This window comes from Saccharopolyspora pogona (assembly GCF_014697215.1).
Classification (GTDB): Bacteria; Actinomycetota; Actinomycetes; order Mycobacteriales; family Pseudonocardiaceae; genus Saccharopolyspora; species Saccharopolyspora hattusasensis.
Genome location: NZ_CP031142.1, coordinates 5350165 through 5371885, shown reverse-complemented (window position 1 = coordinate 5371885; position 21721 = coordinate 5350165). Strand labels below are relative to the sequence as shown.

At 66.5% G+C, this 21721-nt stretch carries 22 protein-coding genes and 4 pseudogenes; 10 read left to right on the top strand and 16 right to left on the bottom strand.

The window, feature by feature from the left end:
* Window positions 1-4: 4 nt before the first annotated feature.
* Complete coding sequence (locus tag DL519_RS24775; protein ID WP_223839500.1) at window positions 5-1183, top strand: ISAs1 family transposase; 1179 nt, start codon at window positions 5-7, stop codon at window positions 1181-1183.
* Here DL519_RS24775 and DL519_RS24770 read toward each other — a convergent pair.
* The 5 genes from DL519_RS24770 to DL519_RS24750 all read right to left on the bottom strand — a co-directional run bounded on the left by DL519_RS24770 (window position 1135) and on the right by DL519_RS24750 (window position 4467).
* Window positions 1135-1356: a hypothetical protein gene (locus DL519_RS24770; RefSeq protein WP_190818334.1), complete on the bottom strand. Its 222-nt coding sequence runs from the start codon at window positions 1354-1356 to the stop codon at window positions 1135-1137. The two genes, DL519_RS24775 and DL519_RS24770, sit on opposite strands and share 49 nt — an antisense overlap.
* 274 nt (window positions 1357-1630) lie before the next feature.
* Entirely contained in the window at window positions 1631-2638 is a 1008-nt protein-coding gene (locus tag DL519_RS24765; protein WP_223839499.1) for a hypothetical protein, read from the bottom strand.
* A complete protein-coding gene (locus DL519_RS24760; RefSeq protein WP_190818332.1) occupies window positions 2598-3221 on the bottom strand; it encodes a hypothetical protein in 624 nt (207 codons plus the stop codon). The genes DL519_RS24765 and DL519_RS24760 overlap by 41 nt, the downstream gene beginning before the upstream one ends.
* Before the next feature lie 5 nt (window positions 3222-3226).
* Window positions 3227-3559, bottom strand: coding sequence for a helix-turn-helix domain-containing protein (locus DL519_RS24755; protein ID WP_190818330.1), 333 nt, complete (start codon window positions 3557-3559; stop codon window positions 3227-3229).
* Entirely contained in the window at window positions 3556-4467 is a 912-nt protein-coding gene (locus tag DL519_RS24750; protein ID WP_223839497.1) for a tyrosine-type recombinase/integrase, read from the bottom strand. The genes DL519_RS24755 and DL519_RS24750 overlap by 4 nt, the downstream gene beginning before the upstream one ends.
* A gap of 1133 nt (window positions 4468-5600) precedes the next feature.
* Here DL519_RS24750 and DL519_RS24740 point away from each other — a divergent pair.
* Window positions 5601-6089: a DUF5994 family protein gene (locus DL519_RS24740; protein WP_190818325.1), complete on the top strand. Its 489-nt coding sequence runs from the start codon at window positions 5601-5603 to the stop codon at window positions 6087-6089.
* Between the two features lie 31 nt (window positions 6090-6120).
* Here DL519_RS24740 and DL519_RS24735 read toward each other — a convergent pair.
* From DL519_RS24735 to DL519_RS24725, 3 genes and pseudogenes are all read right to left on the bottom strand, one after another.
* Window positions 6121-7086: pseudogene (locus DL519_RS24735) on the bottom strand (fatty acid desaturase family protein).
* Window positions 7087-7356: 270 nt separating this feature from the next.
* Window positions 7357-10008, bottom strand: a complete 2652-nt coding sequence (gene mgtA, locus DL519_RS24730; RefSeq protein ID WP_190818323.1) for a magnesium-translocating P-type ATPase — start codon at window positions 10006-10008, stop codon at window positions 7357-7359.
* 144 nt (window positions 10009-10152) lie between these two features.
* Complete coding sequence (locus DL519_RS24725) at window positions 10153-11031, bottom strand: slipin family protein (RefSeq protein ID WP_190818320.1); 879 nt, start codon at window positions 11029-11031, stop codon at window positions 10153-10155.
* A gap of 1307 nt (window positions 11032-12338) precedes the next feature.
* On the opposite strand from DL519_RS24725, the gene DL519_RS24720 reads away from it, so the two are divergent.
* The 3 genes from DL519_RS24720 (at window position 12339) to DL519_RS24710 (ending at window position 13722) form a co-directional block, all read left to right on the top strand.
* On the top strand, window positions 12339-12791 hold the full coding sequence (locus DL519_RS24720) for an Hsp20/alpha crystallin family protein (protein WP_190818319.1): 453 nt from the start codon (window positions 12339-12341) through the stop codon (window positions 12789-12791).
* 126 nt (window positions 12792-12917) lie between these two features.
* Window positions 12918-13097, top strand: a complete 180-nt coding sequence (locus tag DL519_RS24715) for a hypothetical protein (protein ID WP_190818317.1) — start codon at window positions 12918-12920, stop codon at window positions 13095-13097.
* Window positions 13098-13287: 190 nt separating this feature from the next.
* On the top strand, window positions 13288-13722 hold the full coding sequence (locus tag DL519_RS24710; protein WP_190818315.1) for an Asp23/Gls24 family envelope stress response protein: 435 nt from the start codon (window positions 13288-13290) through the stop codon (window positions 13720-13722).
* A 436-nt stretch (window positions 13723-14158) separates the two neighbouring features.
* On the opposite strand, the pseudogene DL519_RS50350 reads toward DL519_RS24710, so the two are convergent.
* From DL519_RS50350 to DL519_RS24675, 8 genes and pseudogenes are all read right to left on the bottom strand, one after another.
* Window positions 14159-14532: pseudogene (locus tag DL519_RS50350) on the bottom strand (malic enzyme-like NAD(P)-binding protein).
* 229 nt (window positions 14533-14761) lie between these two features.
* The gene (locus DL519_RS47185; RefSeq protein ID WP_397545070.1) at window positions 14762-15037 is read right to left on the bottom strand and encodes an integrase core domain-containing protein; all 276 of its coding nucleotides are present in this window, start codon (window positions 15035-15037) and stop codon (window positions 14762-14764) included.
* Between the two features lie 388 nt (window positions 15038-15425).
* On the bottom strand, window positions 15426-16103 hold the full coding sequence (gene trhA, locus DL519_RS24695; RefSeq protein ID WP_397544973.1) for a PAQR family membrane homeostasis protein TrhA: 678 nt from the start codon (window positions 16101-16103) through the stop codon (window positions 15426-15428).
* Between the two features lie 107 nt (window positions 16104-16210).
* Window positions 16211-16339, bottom strand: a complete 129-nt coding sequence (locus DL519_RS48970) for a hypothetical protein (RefSeq protein WP_263399709.1) — start codon at window positions 16337-16339, stop codon at window positions 16211-16213.
* A 265-nt stretch (window positions 16340-16604) separates the two neighbouring features.
* Window positions 16605-16808 (bottom strand): cold-shock protein, encoded by a 204-nt coding sequence (locus DL519_RS24690; protein ID WP_190818311.1) that lies wholly within the window; start codon window positions 16806-16808, stop codon window positions 16605-16607.
* Window positions 16809-17043: 235 nt separating this feature from the next.
* Window positions 17044-17250 (bottom strand): annotated as a pseudogene (locus DL519_RS24685) (IS1380 family transposase); the annotation flags it as partial.
* A 127-nt stretch (window positions 17251-17377) separates the two neighbouring features.
* A complete protein-coding gene (locus tag DL519_RS24680) occupies window positions 17378-17887 on the bottom strand; it encodes a Pycsar system effector family protein (protein ID WP_190818307.1) in 510 nt (169 codons plus the stop codon).
* 69 nt (window positions 17888-17956) lie between these two features.
* Complete coding sequence (locus tag DL519_RS24675) at window positions 17957-18142, bottom strand: hypothetical protein (RefSeq protein WP_190818305.1); 186 nt, start codon at window positions 18140-18142, stop codon at window positions 17957-17959.
* Between the two features lie 58 nt (window positions 18143-18200).
* Here DL519_RS24675 and DL519_RS24670 point away from each other — a divergent pair, with 58 nt between their 5' ends.
* From DL519_RS24670 to DL519_RS24650, 5 genes and pseudogenes are all read left to right on the top strand, one after another.
* Window positions 18201-18596 carry a helix-turn-helix domain-containing protein gene (locus DL519_RS24670; RefSeq protein WP_190824192.1) on the top strand — a complete coding sequence of 132 codons (396 nt, stop codon included), beginning with the start codon at window positions 18201-18203 and terminating at the stop codon, window positions 18594-18596.
* 35 nt (window positions 18597-18631) lie between these two features.
* Window positions 18632-19096 (top strand): VOC family protein, encoded by a 465-nt coding sequence (locus tag DL519_RS24665; RefSeq protein ID WP_190818304.1) that lies wholly within the window; start codon window positions 18632-18634, stop codon window positions 19094-19096.
* A 185-nt stretch (window positions 19097-19281) separates the two neighbouring features.
* Window positions 19282-19708 (top strand): annotated as a pseudogene (locus tag DL519_RS24660) (Fur family transcriptional regulator).
* Between the two features lie 34 nt (window positions 19709-19742).
* A complete protein-coding gene (locus DL519_RS24655) occupies window positions 19743-21206 on the top strand; it encodes a catalase (protein ID WP_190818302.1) in 1464 nt (487 codons plus the stop codon).
* Window positions 21207-21321: 115 nt separating this feature from the next.
* A complete protein-coding gene (locus DL519_RS24650; protein ID WP_190818300.1) occupies window positions 21322-21708 on the top strand; it encodes an ankyrin repeat domain-containing protein in 387 nt (128 codons plus the stop codon).
* Window positions 21709-21721 lie beyond the last annotated feature (13 nt).

Here is a 21721-nt window from a genome sequence, read left to right as displayed (position 1 = left end):
CGCCGTGCCCGCGTTCTCATCATCTCCTGCCCTTCAAACCCCGATCGAGTCAGGCCCTGCCCAGCCCGCATCCGTCACGGACGCCGGATCGCCGGTCCTCCAGGGATTGCTGGAGGTGTTGACGGACGTGGTCGATCCACGCAAGCGCCGGGGTGTGCGGCACCGCCTGGCGGTGGTGCTGGCCATTGCGCTGGCGGCCACGCTGGCCGGGGCACGCTCGTTCACGGCGATCGCCGAGTGGGCCACCGATGTACCAGCGGGTGCGCTGGTCCGGCTGGGCGTTGGTCGCCGGCCGCCGTCGGAATCGACGATCCGTCGTGTACTGCAACGACTTCCCGGTGATGTGTTCGACGAGAAGATCAGTGCGTGGATGTGGCTGCGTACCAGCACGATCAGCGGGCGGCGGGTCATCGCCTTCGACGGGAAAACGGTCAAGGGAGCCAAGGACACCGCCGGGAAGCTGGTGCATCTGCTCTCCGGGCTGTGCCAGCGCAGCAAAGCCGTGCTCGCCCAGGTCGCCGTCGGCGCCAAGACCAACGAAATTCCTGTACTGGCCGCGCTTCTGGGCACTCTCGACATCACCAATGCGGTCATCACCGCCGACGCCATGCACTGCCAGCGCGACACCGCCCAGATCATCCGCGATCGGGGCGGCCACTACATCCTCACAGTGAAAGCCAACCAGCCCACCTTAAGGAAACGACTGAAATCACTGCCCTGGAAAGACATTCCCTCCATGTCAGTGACTCGCGAACGCGGCCACGGCCGCCAGGACACCCGCACCCTGAAAGCGACCGAACTCACCACGGGCATCGGATTCCCCGGCGCCGCTCAGGTCCTGCGACTCACCCGGACCCGCACCAACCGCAAGGCCGGCAAACGCACCCGCGAAACCATCTACGCCATCACCAGTCTCACCGTCACCGACGCCGGACCCGAACAGATCGCCACATGGTTGCGCGGACATTGGTCGATCGAAAACGGGCTGCACTGGGTCCGCGACGTAACCTACGACGAAGACCGCTGCCAGATCCGCACCGGCCACGCACCCCAGGTGATGGCCAGCCTCCGCAACATCGCCATCAGCCTGTTCCGACTCGCCGGCCACACGAACATCGCCGCCGCCTGCCGACATCACGCCCGCGATTTCAACCGGCCCATCGAACTGCTCCTGACATACTGAAACCCGACTTTGCCGGGACCCTGCGGTACGGCCCAGTCGAGAATCTTGTCGATCACCCACGCGTCCCCGCTGAACATGCGCCGGCCCAGCACCTGCGAATCGTGATCAGTGACCACCGCCGCCTGCTTCGCCGAGGCCAGGTCGACCGCGACCACCGCGAAATCGCGGCGCACAACCGACCGCAACCTCGCCAACCGCTCGTTCCGACGACGATCACCGCGCGTAAGCACCCTGTCATGGGGCACAACAACCTCCTCGGTAGCAACTGGTCCAGAACCCGAACACTCACGAGAAGGAGACTCTGCGCGATGAACTCCGGATCAACCACTACCGGTACTTACTAGGGGGCTCCGGCCTCTGCCCGGAGTTCAGGCGAACTGAGGGATTCTCAGCGGGAACCCAAGGGTGTTCGGGCTGTGTGGGGCGGTTGGACCCTTGGGTTCGTGCTCAACCCACGGTGTCGTGGTGGGCGCTGTGCAGGAGATTACGGGCGGCGGCGCTGTATCGGATGGCGGTGGTCTCGTCGAGCCCGAACACGGCGGCCAGGTGGAGAGGGTCCGGCCCGTGGGTGAGGGCTTCGTCGAGTTGGCGATCGACGCGCAGGGCCTCCAGTGTGGCGGCTCGGCGACGGAACGGACCGGTGAGCGCGTTGTCGCTGACCGGCCGGGTCGTGTTCGCGGTCTGCTTGTTGATGATCAGGTGGGGGTTGGCGGTGTGGGGCCAACGGTCACGCCGGTAGGTGAGCCAGTCGAGCAAGAGCCGGTAGGTCAGCTGGTCCATCGGTCGGGTCACCGTGGCGATGGTGAGCTGCCGGTTGCCGAGGTCGACGTCGTCGAGCCGGAGCTTGCGGATGGCGTCGGGGCGGGCGGCGTGCACTGCGGCCAGCGCCAAGGTGAGCCGGGCGGCGGGGGTGGTCGCGGCCTGCGTAGCGTCGTCGATTTCGTTGGGAGACAAGGGAAGGATCACTGGGTCGTCGCGGTTGCTGCGGTCCCGGAGTCGAGCGGCCGGGTTGGCGAAGATGGTGCCGGTCTTCTTGCAGTGCCGCATCAACGACCGCAGCCCGGTGACGGCTTGCCGACGGCGATGTCCTTGCAGGGCTTCGATCACGGCGGCGACGTCGGCGACGGTGACCTCGCGCAGGTGGGCATAGCGGGCGGACCAGTCCACGAGCACGGGGTGGACGGCGCGCACGTAGCGGCGGGTCGTGCCCATCTTGCGGGGCAGGCTGCGCGGCCCGCCGTGGTGCAGAGTGCGCACCCAGTCGTGGACGTCGGCGGCGATGCCGGGCGCGAGTTCGGCGAGCTTGCCGTCCAGCCAGTGCTGGAACGCCGGGACGCGGTCGTCAACGAACAGGTCCGCCCGATCCAGGACCTCGGCGACACGGTCGATGCTGACGCCGTAGCGATGCAGGATGTCAACCAGCTGCGAGTAGCAGAACGCTTCGCCCCTCGGCATGTCCGGACAGCAGGATGACCAGTGCCCGGCCCAGCTCGGCGACCAGCTTGGAGTTCCAGCCGTGCGCCTGCCCCAGCTGGTCGGCGATCCGCCGCACCCGGACCAGGACCGGGTTGGCCAATTCGGCGTGCAACTCCCAGTCGAAGGCTCGCTGCGGGCCGGGCAGGTGCAGCTGCAGTTGCCCGCCATCGGCGGGCCGGGGCGCAGCCAGCACGAGGTCGGTGACTCGTGCACTGGTCTGGGCTCGCTGGCCAGCGCGCTGGCGCACTCCGGAGCGCGGGCCGCGCATCTTGGTCATGCCGGCGAAGGCCAGCTGGTGGCAGGTGACCGTGGCCAGGTCGGCGTCGGTGACGACGTGAGGATCGTCGGCCAGTACCCCGGCCTGCAACCAGCACAGCCTGCAATAGCCGTGCTTCAGCGGCACGTGCCGGCCGCAGACCGCGCAGCGGCCGGGGGCATGGCGGCGGCGGAAGTCGTAGCAGGCGCGGCAATATCCGCCATACAGCACGCCCCAGGCCAGGCAGGTGGGGCAGCTTTCCGCCGTCTTGTCGATCGCGTGTCGGCGTTCGGGCATGGTGACCACGCGGCTCACATGGGCGGCAGCGAGCGGCCGTCCCGGCGTTTCGGCGTGACCGTCACACCGGCGGCGCCGCTGGTACCGGTCGCAGCGGTCGACTCGCCTTGCGGGGCGGGCCGGTCGACCTTGTCGGGCTCTGGGATGAGCAACACCTCGACACCGCAACCAAGGACTGCGCAGATGATGTTCAGCTCGTCGAGTTTGACGCTGGCCGGGCTGCCCGACCACAGCCCGGACATCTTCCCAGCGCTGATCATCAGGCCGTGCTCGGCGAGCATCCGTTGCAGCTCGCTGGCCTTCCAGATACCACGGTTGGCGGCAGCCAGCCGCAGGTTCCACCTCATATGCTCAGTCCTTTCAGCCGTTGCGCGGCCCGCTGCTGCCCGGCCAGCCATGCGTCCTCGACATGCGTCCGATGAACATGAACATAATTCATAGTTGTGGCGATCCAGGCGTGCCCGAGCGTCGCTTGGATGGCGATCAAGTCCATGCCGCCCAGGTAGAGCTCGCTGGCGCAGAAGTGCCGCAGGACATGCGGTGTCAACCGGTCCGACCAGTCCGGCAGGTGCTCGGCGGCGGCCGTAGCCAACCCGGCCCTCAGCACCTCGTTGCCCACCCTGGCACCGGTCCCGTCGGCGTTCTTGCGTTCGGAGCAGAACAACGGAGCGCCCAGCCGGGCAGGGTCGTCACCGAGCTGGCACCACACGTCCTCGACGAACCACCGCAGGGTCCGGCCTGCGTCATTGATCAGCGGCACCATGCGTTCCCGGGGCCCGGAGCCGCGGGCGCCTTTGCCGTGTCGGACATGGAGTTTGCCGAACGGGCCCAGGTCCCACTTGATGTCGGCCAAATCCAAGTGGCGCACCTCGTTGATCCGCAACCCCACCTCCGACATCAGCCGGGCGGCGGCGTAGTTACGCGCGGTGGGAGCGAACTTGCGGCAGGTCGCCAGCTCGCCGCGCCACCCGGCGAACAGCGTCCTGATCTGCTCAGCGGACGGCGGGATCCGCAGCTTCGCCTCGCGTCGGCCGCGGGGTCGGTTCACCTCGTCGATCGGGCATTCCACGACCCGGCCGGTCAGGTTGTGGATCTCCACCTTGTGCCGCAGCTCGACGAACTCGAAATACGTCCTGATCGCCTGCGCCCGCGCCATCCGCGTGTTGGGCGGCATCGCCCGCAGCACCGTGCCGAAATAGGAGTCCACGTTGGACGGTTGCAGGTCCCACAACGGTCGGCCGAACCACGCACGCACCTGCTCTAATTAGATGGCAGACATCCGAACGGATCGTGTTATCGGCCAAGCCTGCCGCCGAGCGGGCCAACACGAACCCGGCGAACACATCGGTCTCGAACCGCGCGATCTCCTCCGGGCCCAACGGCTCGCGCATCTCGCGCAGATCCCGCACGACCGCAAGCCCCACCACGCCTCCCCGACTTCAGCTCGACCGCAAGAACATCAACAGACGTGACATCGGCTCACGGAACCTGAAGTTGAGTCAGAACACGAACCAACCACCCGAACGAGCAAGAACAGCCTGGTCCAGGCCGCCCGACGACGGAACATCCCTCCGGGAACTCAAGGGTTATCTATTAGTGAGATTCCCCCCGGCTACTCGGCGGTCTGAGGCGGGAGGTCCATTCGGATCGGGGGACTCGACATCCCGAAATCTGTCCACGAAGGACGGAGCGCTGTTGCCGTCCGCGGTGGAGAACTGATGTCCACGGGACGTGGCCGCTCCGCCTCCGCATCCGGTACGAGCCGGACGGCGGTGCATGGCACGCGACGAGCCGCGGCATCCACCTGGTGACCCCGGCAGGATGCCGGGGTCACCAGGTGGATGCAGGCAGAGCGGCGGTCCCCAGAACGACTGCCAACCCTCCGAGGGACCATGCGCTGCTCGCGGATGCCGGCTCGGTGCTGTAGCCCACGATCCAAGGCGAGATCACCGGGAGTGCAACGAGCGCCATGTGCACCCGCTGGTCGTTTGACCAGCGACCAGATCGCCGACGCGGCCAGCAGCACACCTAGGACGATCAGGGTGTCGCGGTCGCTGCGGTCGAGGCCGCGCCCCACAGAGATGAGAGCACCGCGAGCACTCCCACTGTCAGACTAGCCAGTCCTGCCCTCGAGTCCATTGCTTGACCATCACGGCCACCTCCTCGGGCAACACCGCTACCCCCATCGTCCGCTCGGTGACCGTGCCCTCGCCGGCAACCCGGAGCGGGAGCGAGCACCCCGACCGCTCGCGAACCCTCGCTATCGCCCCTGATCAAGGGCATTCGGCGTAGTCTGAGGTCAACGAGGTTCTCGGCAACGTGAGCAGTCCGGCTCCACAGTCCCGGGGGTCAGTACCGGTCGTTGGTCGACCGGGAAGGAGTTCCACCATGGGACCCGACCAGCCGCGCCCGAGCACCGCTCCGCGCTTCATGCTCAAGCCGGCAACGAGCGCACGAGGATTCGTCGACGGCGCTTGGTGGCCGCGCTCGACGAACCCAGCAGTCGAGTTCACGTCGCTGCTCACCGCACTCACCGCCACCTCGGGGCCGATGACCAAGCTCGGCTACAACCTGACCGCTTGGGAAACGGCGCCGAGGAAAGTCCGCGTCAACGGACGCCAGGTACGCCTCGAAGGCTTCCACGGGCTCGATCAGCGCACGGTCAGCCTGAGGGATTCGAGCGGGCACCGTATGGTCTTGTTGCTCATCCCCGCGGAGATGAGTGAACTTCGCGGGAACGCGGTCCTGGCCAAGGCGTCCGAAAAGGACGGCGTCGCCTCTCCCCACGACCTGTTGGCCGATGATCCGAAGGCAACCGAGGAGTCACCGGAAGCCCGTTGGGAAAACGACGGCGGTCACCTGCTCACGGTCCGGTAGGCCCCGATCGAGGGAGGAACGGGTCGTCGGTCTAGCACTGCTGCGGCGCCGGTGGGTGTCGCAGTGGTGCGCTGAGGGCGTGCAGGTGCCGCAGGACCAGTGCGTAGGAATGGAACAGGCCGCACTGGCTGTATGGCACTCCGCGGCTGGTGCACAAGCGGCTGGGCGTGGCGCAGGTTCGGCCGTGGCATGCTGGGGAACAGGTGGTGTTCGATCTGGTAGTTCAGGCCACCGAGCAGGAAGTCCACGAACCGGCCCCCGCGACGTTGCGGGAGGTGAGTACCTGCTTGCGCAGGAAGTCCAGCTTGTCGGCCGCGGACAGGGTCGGCATGCCTTTGTGGTTGGGTGCGAACGTACATCCCATGTACACGCCCCACAGCCCCTGATGTACCGCGATGAACACCACCGCCTTGAGCGGTGAGAGCACCAGGAACACCACCACCAGGTAGCCGACCACATGAGCGGCGAGCAGAGCGGTTTCCACTCGGTGCGCCTTCACCTCCTGCCGTAGCACGGCCCGGATGCTGCGGACGTGCAGAACGATCCCCTCCAGCATCAGGAGAGGGAAGAACAAAAACGCTTGGTACTTGGCCATCCACCGGAGAGCGCCGCGCTTGGTGCGGGACTGCCCGGCGGTGAACGCCAGCGCCTGGATCTCGATATCGGGGTCGGCATCCTCGTGGTTCGGATTGACGTGGTGACGATGGTGCTTGCCGACCCACCAGCCGTAGCTGATCCCCGTCAGGCAGCCGTGAACATGACCTATCAGGTCGTTGGCCCGGCGGGAGCGGAAGATCTGGCGGTGCCCGGCAACATGCCCGATGAAGGCCAGCTGAGTGAACACTCCCGCCAAGACCACCGCAGTGACCAACTGCCACCACGAATCATCGAGCAAGACGAACGCCACCGCGCCGAGCGCCAACGCTGCGCCGTTGAAGGCCATCTTCACCGCGTAGTAAACGGGGCGGAGATCGAGCAAACCACGCTGCTTGACCATCCGAACCAACTCGGCGACGTCACTGCCCCGCCCCGCGCCGCCCGGACATGCGTCGTTCGGTTCGCCCACGGTCTCCACGGCGTCACCCGAGCTACGCCGCCGGTCCCGCCGTTGTCCGCCTTCGTAGAAGTCGCCCTCAAGGAGCGGGTCGGAGTGGTGTCATGGCGGGTGAACGACCAACCGAGGCAATACGGATGATCTCCGGTCGGTAACCGCCCCGAACGGTCACTTCGACTCGCTGCACCCTGTTCCCACGTGCCCACCGACCCCTCATCGTCCGGTGGGCGACAGACTCGGTTGGCTTCTGGCGGTGCTGAAGTAGGCGGCGCGACGCTTCGTGTGGCGGTGTCGGCTGTAGCGCGGCCGTGTGGGTGGTGCGGCGGGTGTGACTCGGTAGAAGATCCGTTTTCCGATCTCGATCAGTGCGAGGTAGCCGACGACCATGCCTGCCAGTGCGGCGAAGAACCCTCCCGGCAGCGGTTGGAAGCCCAACACGTTGGCCAGCGGTGTGGTGGGTAGCAACGCGCCGACGGTGACGACTCCGAGTGCGGCGAGGGTCAGGGGCAGGCTGGGGTGGCTGCGGAAGAACGGGACGTGGCGGGTGCGGATCGCGAAGATCACCAGGGTCTGGGTGGCTAGGGACTCGACGAACCAGCCGGAATGGAACTGCTCGGGGCCGGAGTGGAACACCCACAGCATGACGCCGAAGGTGAGGAAGTCGAACACCGAGCTCAGCGGCCCAAAGCAGATCATGAAGCGGCGGATGAACCCGATGTCCCAGTGCGATGGGCGGCGAAGCTGCTCCTCATCGACGGTGTCGGTGGGGATGGCGAGCTGGCTGGTGTCGTAGAGCAGGTTGTTGAGCAGGATCTGGGAGGGCAGCATCGGCAGGAATACCAGGAACAGCGACGCGCCCGCGGCGGAGGCCATGTTGCCGAAGTTGCTGGAGGTGCCCATCAGCACGTACTTGATGGTGTTGGCGAAGATCCGGCGTCCCTCGGCAACACCATCGGCGAGGACGCCGAGGTCCTTCTCCAGCAGGATCACGTCGGCGGCGTCTTTGGCCACGTCCGTGGCCGATTCGACCGAGATACCGACATCGGCGGCGTGCAGGGCGAGCGCGTCGTTGACGCCGTCGCCGAGGAAGGCGACTCCTCGACCGCTGCGGCGTTGAACGCGCACGATGCGGGCCTTGTGCTCGGGACTGACCCTGGCGAACACGGTGGTGTGCGCGATCGCTTCGGCGAGCTGATCGTCATCGAGAGCATCGATGTCGGAGCCGGTCAGCGCGCCGCCCTCGCCCAGCCCCAAGTCACGGCAGACCTTGACGGCGACCGCGGGATTGTCGCCGGTGACAACCCTGACAGCGATACCGAGCTCGGCCATCCTGTGTAGTGCTTGGGCTGCGTCGTGCTTGGGCGGGTCGCGGAACACCAGGAGTCCCACGAGGTGCAGATCGTGTTCGTCCGCGGCCGTCAACTGGTCGGCGGTGGCCGCGCGGACAGCCACGGCGACTACCCGGTTGCCCGCGGCGAATTCGGCTGCCAGCGCGTCCCGGGATGCGGCAGGCACGTCGGCACAGCGTTCTAGGACGCTCTCGGGCGCTCCTTTGGTGACCACCATCGGCCGGCCGCCCCGGTCACAGATGAGGACGGAGATCATGCGGCGCTCGTGGTCGAACGGCAGCACCGCGAGTCGCGTGTAGTCACGAAGCGCGGCGCGCTCGCCGGCGGCGGCCGGAGACTGCCATAGTGCCTGATCTAGTGGGTTTCCACCGACGGGCCGGCCTTCGGCCGTGGTGTTCTCGGTGCACAGCATCCCCCACCGCAGCACCGTGTCGTGGTGGTGATCGCCGGCTGGTACGGCGCGCATGTAATCGATGTGGCCTTGGGTGAGCGTTCCGGTCTTGTCGGTGAACAACACGTCGACGTCGCCGAGGTCCTCGATGCACACTAGCCTTTTGACCAGCACCTTGCGCCGGCCCATCCGCCGCGATCCTGCGGCGAGGCTGGTGGACACGACCGCCGGCAACAGTTGTGGGGTGATACCGACCGCAATGGCCAGGGAGAACAGCAGCGCGTCGATGATCGGCTTGTCCAGGACCACGTTGATCACGAAGATCGACGTGGTGAGCGCTCCGGCGACGTAGACCAGCAGCATCGAGAACTTCCGCAGCCCGACCTGGAACTCCGTTTCGAGCTGGTGGGTGCTCAGACCGGTCGTGATCGTGCCGAACTCGGTGCTGGCACCGGTGGCGACCACGACCCCTCGGGCGCTGCCGGCGTGCACCACGGTGCCCATCAGCGCACACCCGGAGAGCTCGGCCAGCGGTGTTCCGTCCGGCACCGCGGCCGAGTTCTTGTCCACGGGCAGTGACTCACCGGTCAGAGCCGACTCGTCGCACTCCAGACCGGAGACCTCCAGCAGCCGGAGATCGGCCGGAACTATGTCGCCGAGCCGCAACTCGACCAGATCTCCCGGTACCAGCGTGGTGACGTCCACCGAGTCCGGGTGTCCATCACGGACGACCACGGTCGAGTGGCGGATCTGGGAGTGCAGGGCCTCGGCCGCTTTCTCGGCCCGGTATTCGTTGACGAATCCCAGCCCGACGGACACGGCGACGATCACGGCGATGATGACCGCGTCATTGCGCTCACCAACGAAGTACGACGCGATCGCGGCTACCAGCAGCAGTCCGAGCAGCGGTGACCGCAACTGGTGCCAGAGCACCAGCAACAGCCGCGCCTGGTGCGAGGACACCGCGTTCAGACCGTATAAAGCCTGCCTCCGCGCGACGTCCGTGCCCGACAAGCCATCCCCGGAGACGTCGAGCATGCGCAACACGTCCACAACGGGAAGCGCAGCGGCGGACACGACCCCGACCGCAGACCGGACAGGCTGAGTCAGGGCAGACTTGGCCATCTGCCACCGTCGCATGACGCACTGGGCGACGAACTCCGGGCAACTGTCCGGCTGCGGCACACGATCGTCGCGGGAGCGCCGACGAACGGACCGGCCGTGGAATCTGACACAGGACTCGCCGCCTTGAACTATGAAAGCTCATGCCTACCGCGGGGTCGGGACAGGTTCGCCAGTCGCCGGAGCCTCCTCCTGCGCTGGCCGCGTGACTCGAGGCTGTGTGGGGGTGGTGGCCGTCGAGACGTCGGCCTGCGGATTCGCCGCAGCCGCCTCGCGAGTCAGGAACGAGCCGAGCTCACCAATGGTGCTCATCAGCGGCGCTGGGAACACGACGGTCGTGTTCTTGTCCACTCCGATCTCGACCAGGCTCTGCAGGTTACGCAACTGCAGCGCCAGCGGGTGGTCCATCATCGTGTCCGACGCGTCGCCCAGCGCCGCGGCGGCCATGGACTCACCCTCGGCATTGATAATCTTCGCTCGCTTCTCCCGCTCGGCCTCGGCTTGCCGGGCCATCGCGCGTTTCATGGTGTCTGGCAACTGGATGTCCTTCAGCTCCACAAGCGTCACTTCCACACCCCACTCGAGGGTGTTCACATCAAGGATCTTGCGGATGTCCACGTTGATCTTGTCGGTTTCGGACAAGGTCTGATCCAGGCTGTGCTGACCGACGACCTTCCGCAGTGTGGTTTGAGCGATCTGGTCGATCGCGGAATAAACGTTCTCGATCGCGACGACCGACTTCACCGCATCGACCACCCGGAAGTAGGCGACCGCCGAGACGTCGACGCTGACATTGTCCCGGGTGATGATCCCCTGGGACTGGATCGGCAGCGTGATGATCCGCAGCGACACCCGACGCAGGTTGTCGACCACCGGGATGATCAGCCGCAGACCCGGCATCCGCGGGCCCTTCACCCTGCCCAGCCGGAACAGCACACCTTGCTCGTACTGCTTGATGACTTTCACCGACATACCCAGAAACAGCACCACCAGGACAACGATGCCGGCGGTGATCCAAGCATTCATGAGGACGCTCCGTTCGGATTCCGGACGAGATCGCCGGCTGACCCGTCCGGGAAGTAACCGCGTTTGCACTCTGCGGCCACCAGCCAGCGTCGACGTAACCGCTTCACCAACAGTGCGGCCATTCGGACGCCGACGCTACTGCCGAAGGACCCTGCACGGGTATATCAAGATCCTAACGGTGCAACCTGATCTTGTTGAGTTACTTCCTGCTGGCGGATAGGCGTCCGTCGAAGGCATCTCGAAGGCGTTCAGGCCGTGGTCTGGGCCGTTCGGTTCGTCCTCGCAGGGCTCCCCGAGCATTGCACCTGGTGTTTGTGCTCGGCCAAACCGGTCCGCTTCTCGTCGTGAACGATTCCCAGGCCCGGGCGTATTGATCGAGGTCATCGATAGCGAACAGGTGGCTGGACCACTGGCCTGGCCATACGGCGTAGAGGCGGCTCGCGCCGGACGGTGCTCGCTTGTAAGCGCCGGGGTCAGCTCCCCAGGTGACCGCCCCGTCGCTTGTAACTTCGATGTAGCACATCGTTGGCAACGTATAAGGAAAATCCGCTCCCATGGCGCCAGCGCTTCGCGGTTCGTGCATTCTGTCGTCCTTGTGTTCATGAAGATTGTCGGGATTAGGGCTAGATGCAGGGGACTGAGATCGTTTTCGGCGATCGGGGTTCCGTGTTGATTCCGCTGCCGCGGGATGGCTTTACGAGCAGTGGGGAGGTGGTGGATGCCGCACCGCAGTCCGATGCGTTGGCTGATGGCAGCGACGGCCTTGTCGTGGGCTGACGAACGTGGGGCCTTGATCCAAAGGTCATCGGTGAAGGGTTCGAACCCAAGTGAGGCCCAGGTTCGACGGACCTGTTGCATGGCAGGGATAAAGACTTCGTCGTCTCGCCGTTGGTGGCTGTCGAGGTCGATGGAGGAAGGGTGCACGGCGACGATTCGAGGTTCGTCGCAGACCCATCGCGGGAGCCGGGCGGTCAGTAGCCGCCCCACGCCGCCGAGTCCATGCCACGCTGGTGCGAGCCGCACACGATCGAGGATCACGACTCGAGTGCCAGTGGCTGACCAACGAGTGACCGTGACGTCATCAATTCACGCATGTTAGCGGCCATCCCCAGGCGGCGCTCGCATGCGCATCTGCCACATGCGTAGCTGTGCATGGAAAGATCTGTCCTTGCCGGACTAGAATTCTGCTCAGCAGTCGACTTGCGTCATGTGTCAGCAAGGACGTCACCCCGCCACCAAGAGTGCACCTGAGGCCGCTATCCGGGTGCGGCAAATCCCGAGGGCTTGTGTTCGGAAGGAGGTGTGCGATGCCGGTACTGCAGTTCGATCCGTTCCGTGACATCAGCCGGTTGGCCAATGAGGTGCTCAGCGCGGCCCGCGCGCCGCAGCCCATGCCGATGGATGTCTACCGCTGCGGTGAGGAGTACGTCGTCGAGTTCGACCTACCAGGCATTGAGAGCGAGTCTCTGGAAATCATCGCCGAGCACAACACACTGACAGTGCGTGCTCAGCGCAGCCCGACCGAGTCCAGCGGTTCGGAAGTCAGCTACGTGGTCGCCGAACGCCCCACCGGAACGTTCGCCCGGCAACTGCAGCTCGGCGGAGCCCTGGATGTCGACCGCATCCAGGCCGAGTACCGCAGCGGGGTCCTGACCCTGCGGATCCCGGTAGCCGAGCAGGCCAAACCCCGCCGCATCAGCGTCGACCGAAGCGACGAACCCCGCATGATCGCCGGGGCCGGCGAAGACTCCGACGGCTAAGCAGGTCGGCTCTCTTCCCACAGATCACCGTGCTGGCCCGGCTCTGGACCCGAGGATGCGGCCCAGGCGTGTACTGGGAGGCGCCCCGAAGCGGCACCTCAATGCGCAACGAACGAGGAGCGCGCCATGAAGAAACCCGAGGAGTACGCGGGATCGGCCGAGCAATGCCTGCAGCAAGCCAAGGAACATTCCACCGGGGAGATCAGGCAGGCACGCTTGACCGAGGCCGCGATATGGGCACAACTCGCTCAGGCAGCCGCAGCGGTCTACGCCGCTGACCTACGCGAAGCCGGCGAACGGGCCTGACCGGGGCCGCCCCACGAACATCCCCGCCCAGCCTTCGGCTTTCGCCGGAACGACGTTCTCACGCCGCATTCCTTCGGCCGTCGCTCAAGGCACACGAGCCGAGCCGGCGCACCCAACGAGTGTCGAGGAGGGTTGGAATGACACAGCAGGGCATCGACACACAGAGCACCCGCACGAATCAGGCTGGACGGTGACCGAGGGCCGCAGCGTGGAACACGCCGACCACGCCGACGAGACCACGAGGGGCAAAACGACGATCGCGGCCCCGGTGGTCCAGCAGATCGCCCGCATCGCCACCCAGGAGATCTCCGGGGTCCACGCCATGGGAGGTGGCATGGCCCGGGCTTTCGGGGCGCTCCGGGAACGCATTCCCGGAGCCAGTTCTTCGCACACCTCCGGGGTCGTCGTGGAGGTCGGCGAGAGACAGGCGGCGATCGACCTGGAGATCGTCGTGGAGTACGGCGCCGCACTGGTCGATCTGGCACGCGCGGTGCGCCGCAACGTCATCGGTGCCGTGGAACGCATGACCGGACTGGACGTCGTGGAAGTCAACATCGCCGTCAACGACATCCACCTGCCCAGCGAGGACGAACAACAATCATCCGCACCAACACGCGTCGAGTAATCACAACGTTTTCGAAGACAACGCGGAACAGCAGCAGCGCACTTGGCGACGGTCAGCCGTGCGTCCAGTGCCGATCGTGCCCGGACGTGAAACGAGGGCGGGATGACAGCGCTCCCCGGCACGTCCAGGACGTGAAGATCGGCCCGCGCCGTCGCCGCAGCCGCCCACGATCACCGCGGAGATGCTGCTAGCCGAAGGCCCCGAGGCATCCCGGCCAGCGGTAGCCATCCAGCGGAGGAATGCCGCAGCTGCCGTTGCACCTCCTCACGAAGGTGCCGAAGGTGCCGGAGGTGCCTGTCGAATCGTCGACCGGGCCCGGTGCGACGGGCCGCGTCGGACCGGGCCCGGTGCGACGGGCCGCGTCGGACCGCCGCCACCACCATCAGCCTCCTGCTCCAACAATGGTGAACCTCCATGCATGAGCGCCACGATGTCTTCACCGCAGCCGTCGTCGGGCCCGACTCGGGACAACTTCGAGCAGGCAAGACGTTGGAGCGCCGAGCACGTGCGCGGCCATCTCCCAGACGATGGCCTCCGTGAACGCGCCGTGCGCGGTGGAAGTACCGACCAGCATCGTCGGCCGAACGCGGGCGACGACCTCGCCGAGCCCGACACCACCACCATCGCGCCGCCACCCGGCCACCTCCGAGGCCGGGCGTAGGATGCGTGGAAATCTCGCAGGTCGGACATGTCGTCGGTGAGTAAGCCCTGGCGATCCACCGCCCAGGCTCGGCGAATCGCCGCCTCGCGGTCGAGGCAGTCGCGCGCCATCGCATCCCGAACCTGGTCGGCGATCCCGATACCTGCCATGCCCGCCCCGAAAATGACAACTCGCTGATCACGCAGCGGTGTTTACGCCACCTCGACGGCGCCGAGCAGGCCCGCCAGCGCAATCGCGCCGGTGCCCTGCATGTCGTCGTTGAACGTGCAGATGCGCTCGGTGTACTTCTCCAGGATGCGGCGGCCGTTTGCCGAACCGAAGCCCTGTAGGGCGCCAAAATTCGGAAAACGGGTTTGACCTGGGTTTTTCTCACGGGCATCACGCGGCTCGGGTGTACTCGTTGATCAGTCCGTTGAGGACCTTGTGACGTCGGATGGGGGCGTCGATCGGGACCACCGTCGCCGGATCGTGTTCCGGGGGGGCGAGGCTTTGATGCGGGCGGTGGGTATTGAAGTGGTTCGTGTATTCGTTGAGCACTGCCATGGAGTGCCGTTCGTTGAAGAGCAGGAGTCGGGCGGTGCATTCTTCACGGGCGGTGCGGATGAATCGTTCGGCGTAGCAGTTCGCGCGCGGTGTCCGGGGTGGGGTTTTGATGACCTTTACGTCCTCGGAGGCGAAGACGGCGTCGAACGCGGGCGTGTATTTGGTGTCGCGGTCGCGGATGAGGAACCGGAAGGATGCGGCGCGTTCGCCGAGGTCGGCGAGGAGGTTGCGGGCGGCCTGGTCCAGGCGCGGTGGGGTGGGCGGTGACCCCGAGGATGTGCACGGTGCGGGTCCGGACTTCCATGACGAACAGGACGTACAGCCGACGGAGGCTGATGGTGTCGACGTGGAAGAAATCGACCGCGAGCAGCCCTGATGCCTGAGCGCGCAGGAAGCTCCGCCACGAGGTGTCCGTGTCGCGGGGCGCGGGGCCGATGTGGGGACTGGTGGCGGGCCTGGAGGTCGGAGCGCACGCTGCGTCCGCGATGCGGCGGGGTGCTTATGGGACCAGGAGCAGCCAGATGGCGATGTGGTGGCAGATCGCCGCCACCGACACCGCAGAGTGGAAGAACTCGTGGTAGCCGAATGTCGTCGGCCAGGGGTCGGGCCAACGACTCGCGTAGAACACCGCACCGGCGGTGTAGAGCAGTCCGCCGACCAGCAACAGCACCAGGGCACTCACCCCGGTGTTGTGGAGCAGGTCGCCCAACACGAACACCGCGACCCAGCCGAGCGCGATGTAGACGGGGACACCGACCCAGCGCGGCGCATGCGGCCAAGCGAGCTTGAGCATCACGCCGGCGAGGGAACCTACCCAGATCACGGTGAGCACGACGCTGCCGACGGCCGGCGGCAGGGCCAGCATCGCGAACGGCGTGTAGGTACCCGCGATCAACAGAAAGATCATCGAGTGGTCGAGGCGCCGCATCCATGTGCGCGCACCAGCCGAGACCCAGTTTTTGAGGTGGTAGAGGGCACTGACTCCGAACAGGCCCAGCACCGTGGCCACATAGATCGCGATTCCGGCCGTGGCTGCGGCCGGGAGCAAACCCGCAGCCACCACGATCAACGCCGCACCTGCGGCGAGGAACAGAACCAGCGACCCCAGGTGGATCCAGCCCCGCAGCTTCGGCTTGACAAGCGCGGCGGGTCGGCGAGAAGTGAGCACGCGAGTCACGGCCCGAGCATAAATAAGCCGGGCGAGGTCGGCGCGGTGGTGTTGACCACCACCGACGCGCGGTGCAGGAGGTCTCGGCCGAGGGCGGCAGGGTGTTGCCGTGATCTCTAGGCCGGGTTGGGGTCGAACGGGGTGCGCAACCGGCGCATTCCGGCATCGCTGTGGTCAGCGATCGGGTGGTGCTGCTCGGGGATGGCCCGGGTGTGTTCGGGTTCGGCGAACTGGACCGGACTCACCGTGCTCGGAGCGCGGGTGCACCCACCGGCAGCCGGTACCCGGTCGGAGAACCGGTCGGGGGCCGGGCCGCCGCGGTGCTGGCGGCGCGGTCGGTGCAGTGATGTTGATGTGGTGATGGCATTCCTTCCTTGTCCCGTGGCCGATCCAGGATCGGTGCGGGCGGTGTGTGTGGAGGCGGCGAGGCGGGGTGGATGCGCTCGCCGAAAGCTCCGGTGGCTCCCCACCCGAGCGGGTGCGGAGCCACCGGAGAAACGGAGAGGGTTGTCAGACCGCGCGGACGAGGTCGGCCTGCGGGCCCTTGGGGCCCTGGCTGACCTCGTAGGACACCTGCTGGTCCTCCTCCAGGCTGCGGAACCCGCCGGCATCAATCGCCGAGTAGTGCACGAACACGTCCGGCCCGCCCTCGTTCGGAGCGATGAAGCCGAAGCCCTTTTCCGAGTTGAACCACTTCACGGTTCCGTTAGTCATGCGTGTCTCCTCCTGGGAGCTGGGGTATGACGGGCGACCACACCGTGCGGAAGCCCGGGCCGGGGGATCTCAGACGGCGGCTAACCTCGGTCTTTCGCGCGGTATCTCGTTGATGTTGTTGCCAGTCCTGTTGATCTTGTTCTGGGTGATTCGGTAGACGGGCATGGTTGGTCCGCCGACTTGCTTCTGTCGGCCGCTCCAGTGTCTTTCGGGTCGTAGGGGCAGAGGGTTCGGGTTAGGTGAACGCGGCGCGGATCATCAGCCAGCCTGCTGCGATGGCCTTGGCGTGTCGTCGGGATTCATCGATGCGGACCCGGACTTGCCGGGCACCACGGGTGATCCTGGCGGCCACGTGCAGCACGAGGTTGCGGAAGGTGGCGATCTCGGCGTGCGCCAGCACCGGTGTGCCGGTGAAGCCCAGCAGTTTCGCCCAGCACACCACAGCTGCCATGCCAGGCCGCGCCAGTTCGGCGTCGTTGGTCTCCTCGGCTAGCGGATATAGCACCCGTACCCGCCTCATCCAGGCATTCCCCGGCCTGTTGTAACGCCGCAGGGGGCAGCATTGCTAATCAGGTGGCGACCGTTGAGGCAATCGCTGCGGCTATCGCCAGCAGTAGGGCTGCCATTACGAGTGTGGTTGCTGCTCGCAGGATCCTGAACTTCTTCGCTCCGAGGCGGGCTACTACGAGCAGCTGTTCGCGACGCCAGCGCAGCGGATCGTTCGCCGCGCTTGCGAGGTGTTGCGCCAGTTCGGCGTCGGTCATCGATTCGATGGCTACGAAGCCGCTTCCCCGCAGGCGGGGTCGCACGTTCCACAGGAGCAGTAGCAGGGCGACCGCTAGCAGTGTCAGCGCGGACCAGAACAGGAGGATGGCCGCCAACGACGTCGCGGCTCGGGGCAGCACCGCAACGCCAATGGTGAGGATGGGGCTGAAAACCGCAAGCAGGATGCCTGTCTTGGTCTCAGTTCGTCCAAGTGCTGCGTCTCCTCGGCTCAGCTCTTCCTTGAGCAGGTCCTGGAGCTTCTCCGAACCGGATTCGCTGTCAGTGGCGATCTCGTCGCTGCTGGTTTCCGCCATGGGCGCATCATGCTCCAGAACACCGCCTTTTCGGGGCGGATGAACGAGAACTCCCGGCAGCCAAGACTGCTACGCGTCGAGGTACCGGTACCTGGCGTCAGCCGGTGCGATGCGGACACGGCCTTCGCGGAGTTGCCATTCGTTCACGCCGTCGACCTCGTGGCTCGCGAGGAACAGCCCTCGGGCTCGGTCGCCGTCATCGTCGGAGGCCGGGATTCGGGCGATCTCGGCGAGTTGGTCGAGCAGCCAGTTCACCGCGCTTTCCCTCCTTCAGGAAGTTCGGCTCTACGATCGGTGTGTGGCAGCCGCTTCCATGAGCCCGCAGGAGCACCAGAACCGGCGGCTCCTGCGTGCCAGGGACGCGATGGACCGGGATTTCGCCCGTCCACTCGACGTGGCCGCGCTTGCGGGGATCGCCCTGATGTCCCCCACGCACTTCACGCGCTCGTTCCGGTCGACGTTCGGCGAGACGCCGCACCGCTACCTGCAGCGGCGCCGGATCGAACGCGCCATGGCGCTGTTGCGCTCGCCTTCGGTCACCGTGACCGAGGTGGCCGGGCAGGTCGGCTTCGGGAGCTTGGGGACGTTCAGCCGCACGTTTCGCGCGATCGTCGGTGTCTCGCCGACCGAGTACCGGACCAGCGCGCGGCCGCTCGGCGTGCCGGTCTGCTTCGTCAAGGCGTGGGCCAGACCGAGTCGTTTCGGATAAGCCACAACGCCCCGGCCGGCCGTAGCGTTCTCGGCATGTTCACTCGCATCAGCATCCACTCCGTCACCGTCCTCGACCAGCAGGAAGCCCTCGACTTCTACGTCGGCAAGCTGGGCTTCGAGGTGGTCTCCGACGTCGACATGGGATTCATGCGCTGGCTCACGATCGCGCTGCCGTCGGATCCGGAACGGCAGCTGCTGCTGGAGGTGCCGGGACCGCCGTCGCTGAGCGAAGCGGTCGCCGCGCAGGTCCGCGACCTGGTGACCAAGGGCGCGATGGGCGTCGCGGCGATCCTCACCACCGACGACTGCCAGCAGACCTACGAGACCCTCAGCGCGATGGGCGTCGAGTTCACCGAGGTGCCCACGCGGCAGCCCTACGGCATCGACTGTGCCCTGCGCGACCCGTTCGGCAACCACATCAGGATCACCCAGCTCGCGGCGCAGCCCGCCGAGATCACCGAAGCCGACATCGCCCGCTGGCGGCCCGAGGCCGAATAGCCGGGTGTGCGGGACGCGTCCAGCCCCGCCGTGCCCAGGTCAGGAGTGGAGGAGCCCCGTCGGCGGAATTCGTCGGCGGGGCTCTTCGCGTGGTGCGGCTCGGTCAGGCGATTCGGGCGCTCGTGTTCACCTGTTGGTGTTCGCTTTATTTGACTCATTCCAGAAACGCTGGTAGTCATGGAGCCATGCCGTCCATCGATGCCGCCGCCCTCCTGAGGGGGGGCGGCGCTGCGGGTGACCCGTTCGCGGGCTGCCGTGCTCACGATGGTCTCGGACAATCCCCACGCGGACACCGACACCATCGCGACGGCCGTCCGCCGCGAGCTGGGTTCGGTGTCGACCCAGGCGGTCTATGACGTCCTGCGCGCGCTCACGGAGGCGGGCCTGGTCCGCCGCATCGAGCCGGCTGGTTCCCCCGCCCGGTTCGAGACGCGCGTGGGCGACAACCACCACCATCTGGTGTGCCGCGACTGCGGTGCCATCGCCGACGTCAACTGTGCGGTGGGAGAGGCTCCATGCCTCCACGCCGAGGACCCGCACGGATTCGTGCTCGACGAGGCCGAGGTGACTTTCTGGGGCATCTGCCCGGATTGCCTCTCCCGTGCCGAGTGATTACGCATGAAAACAACCCACCGAGGAGCGAGTTTTGCCTGAGAACAACCAGAAACCGTTGACCACGGTGGCCGGTGCGCCGGTCCCTGACAACCAGAACTCCCTGACCGCCGGCGCTCGCGGTCCGATGCTGTTGCAGGACGTGTGGTTCCTGGAGAAGCTGGCGCACTTCGACCGCGAGGTCATCCCGGAGCGCCGGATGCACGCGAAGGGTTCGGGCGCGTTCGGCACCTTCACGGTCACCAACGACATCACCCAGTACACCAGCGCGAAGATCTTCTCCGAGGTCGGCAAGAAGACCGACCTGTTCGTCCGGTTCTCGACCGTCGCCGGTGAGCGTGGCGCGGCCGACGCCGAGCGCGACATCCGCGGCTTCGCGTTGAAGTTCTACACCGAAGAAGGCAACTGGGACATCGTTGGCAACAACACCCCGGTGTTCTTCTTCCGCGACCCGCTGAAGTTCCCGGACCTCAACCACGCGGTGAAGCGCGACCCGCGCACCAACCTGCGCAACCCCGAGAACAACTGGGACTTCTGGACCAACCTGCCCGAGGCGCTGCACCAGGTCACGATCGTGATGTCCGACCGCGGCATCCCGGCGTCCTACCGCCACATGCACGGCTTCGGCTCGCACACCTACAGCTTCATCAACGCCGAGGGCGAGCGGTTCTGGGTCAAGTTCCACCACCGCACCCAGCAGGGCATCAAGAACCTGACCGACGCCGAGGCCGAGGCCCTGGTCGGCAAGGACCGCGAGTCCCACCAGCGCGACCTCTTCGAGGCGATCGAGAGCGGCGACTTCCCGAAGTGGAAGCTGTACGTCCAGATCATGCCGGAGGCCGACGCCGACACCTACAAGTACCACCCGTTCGACCTCACCAAGGTGTGGTCGAAGAAGGACTACCCGCTGATCGAGGTCGGCGAGTGGGAGCTGAACCGCAACCCCGACAACTACTTCGCCGACGTGGAGCAGGCCGCCTTCACCCCGGCCAACGTGGTGCCGGGCATCAGCTTCTCGCCCGACAAGATGCTGCAGGGCCGGCTGTTCTCCTACGGTGACGCCCAGCGGTACCGCCTGGGTGTGAACCACCACCAGATCCCGGTCAACAAGCCGAAGAACCCGGTGAACTCCTACCACCGCGACGGTGCCATGCGCGTCGACGGCAACCAGGGAGCCACCCCGGGCATCGAGCCGAACTCGTACGGCCGCTGGCAGGAGCAGCCCGCCTACCGCGACCCGGCCCAGGCCGTGGGTGCCGTCGCCGACCGGTTCAACTACCGTGAGGACGACGACAACTACTTCGAGCAGCCCGGGATCCTGTTCCGGAACATGTCGCCGGAGCAGCAGCAGGTCCTCTTCGAGAACACCGCGCGCGCGATCGACGGCGCCTCCCAGGCGACCATCGAGCGGCACCTCGCCAACTGCACCAAGGCCGACCCCGCCTACGGCGAGGGTGTCCGCAAGGCGATCGAGGCGCTGGCCGCGAGCAACGGATGAGACCTGCTGGGGCACGGACTTCGCTGTTCGCAGGCGCGGCGGCCACGGGAATGCCCGTGGCCGCCGCGCCGTCCCCGCAAGACGATTCGCGAGATTCGACCAGGAAGAACTGCTGATGAGCCACGGTGGACTGACTCCGGAGCAGACCGAGCGCGTCGTGGCGCTTGCCATGGACCTGGCCCGGGAAGGCGAAACCGCGCAGTTGGCGGAGTTCGTCGATCACGGACTCCCGGTCGACGTGGCCGACCAGGGCGGGAATACCCTGCTCATGCTCGCGGCCTACCACGGGCACGCCGAGACGGTGCGCGCGCTGCTCGACCGCGGCGCGAATCCCGACCTGCGCAACGAACGCGACCAGGCGCCTATCGCCGGTGCGCTGTTCAAGGGCGCGGACGAGGTCGTGGCAGTGCTCCGCGAGGCGGGAGCCGACCTCGACGCGGGCACGCCCACCGCGCGGGCCGCCGCAGCCATGTTCGGCCGTGTGCACCTCCTGGCCGATTGAGGCATTAGCCCGG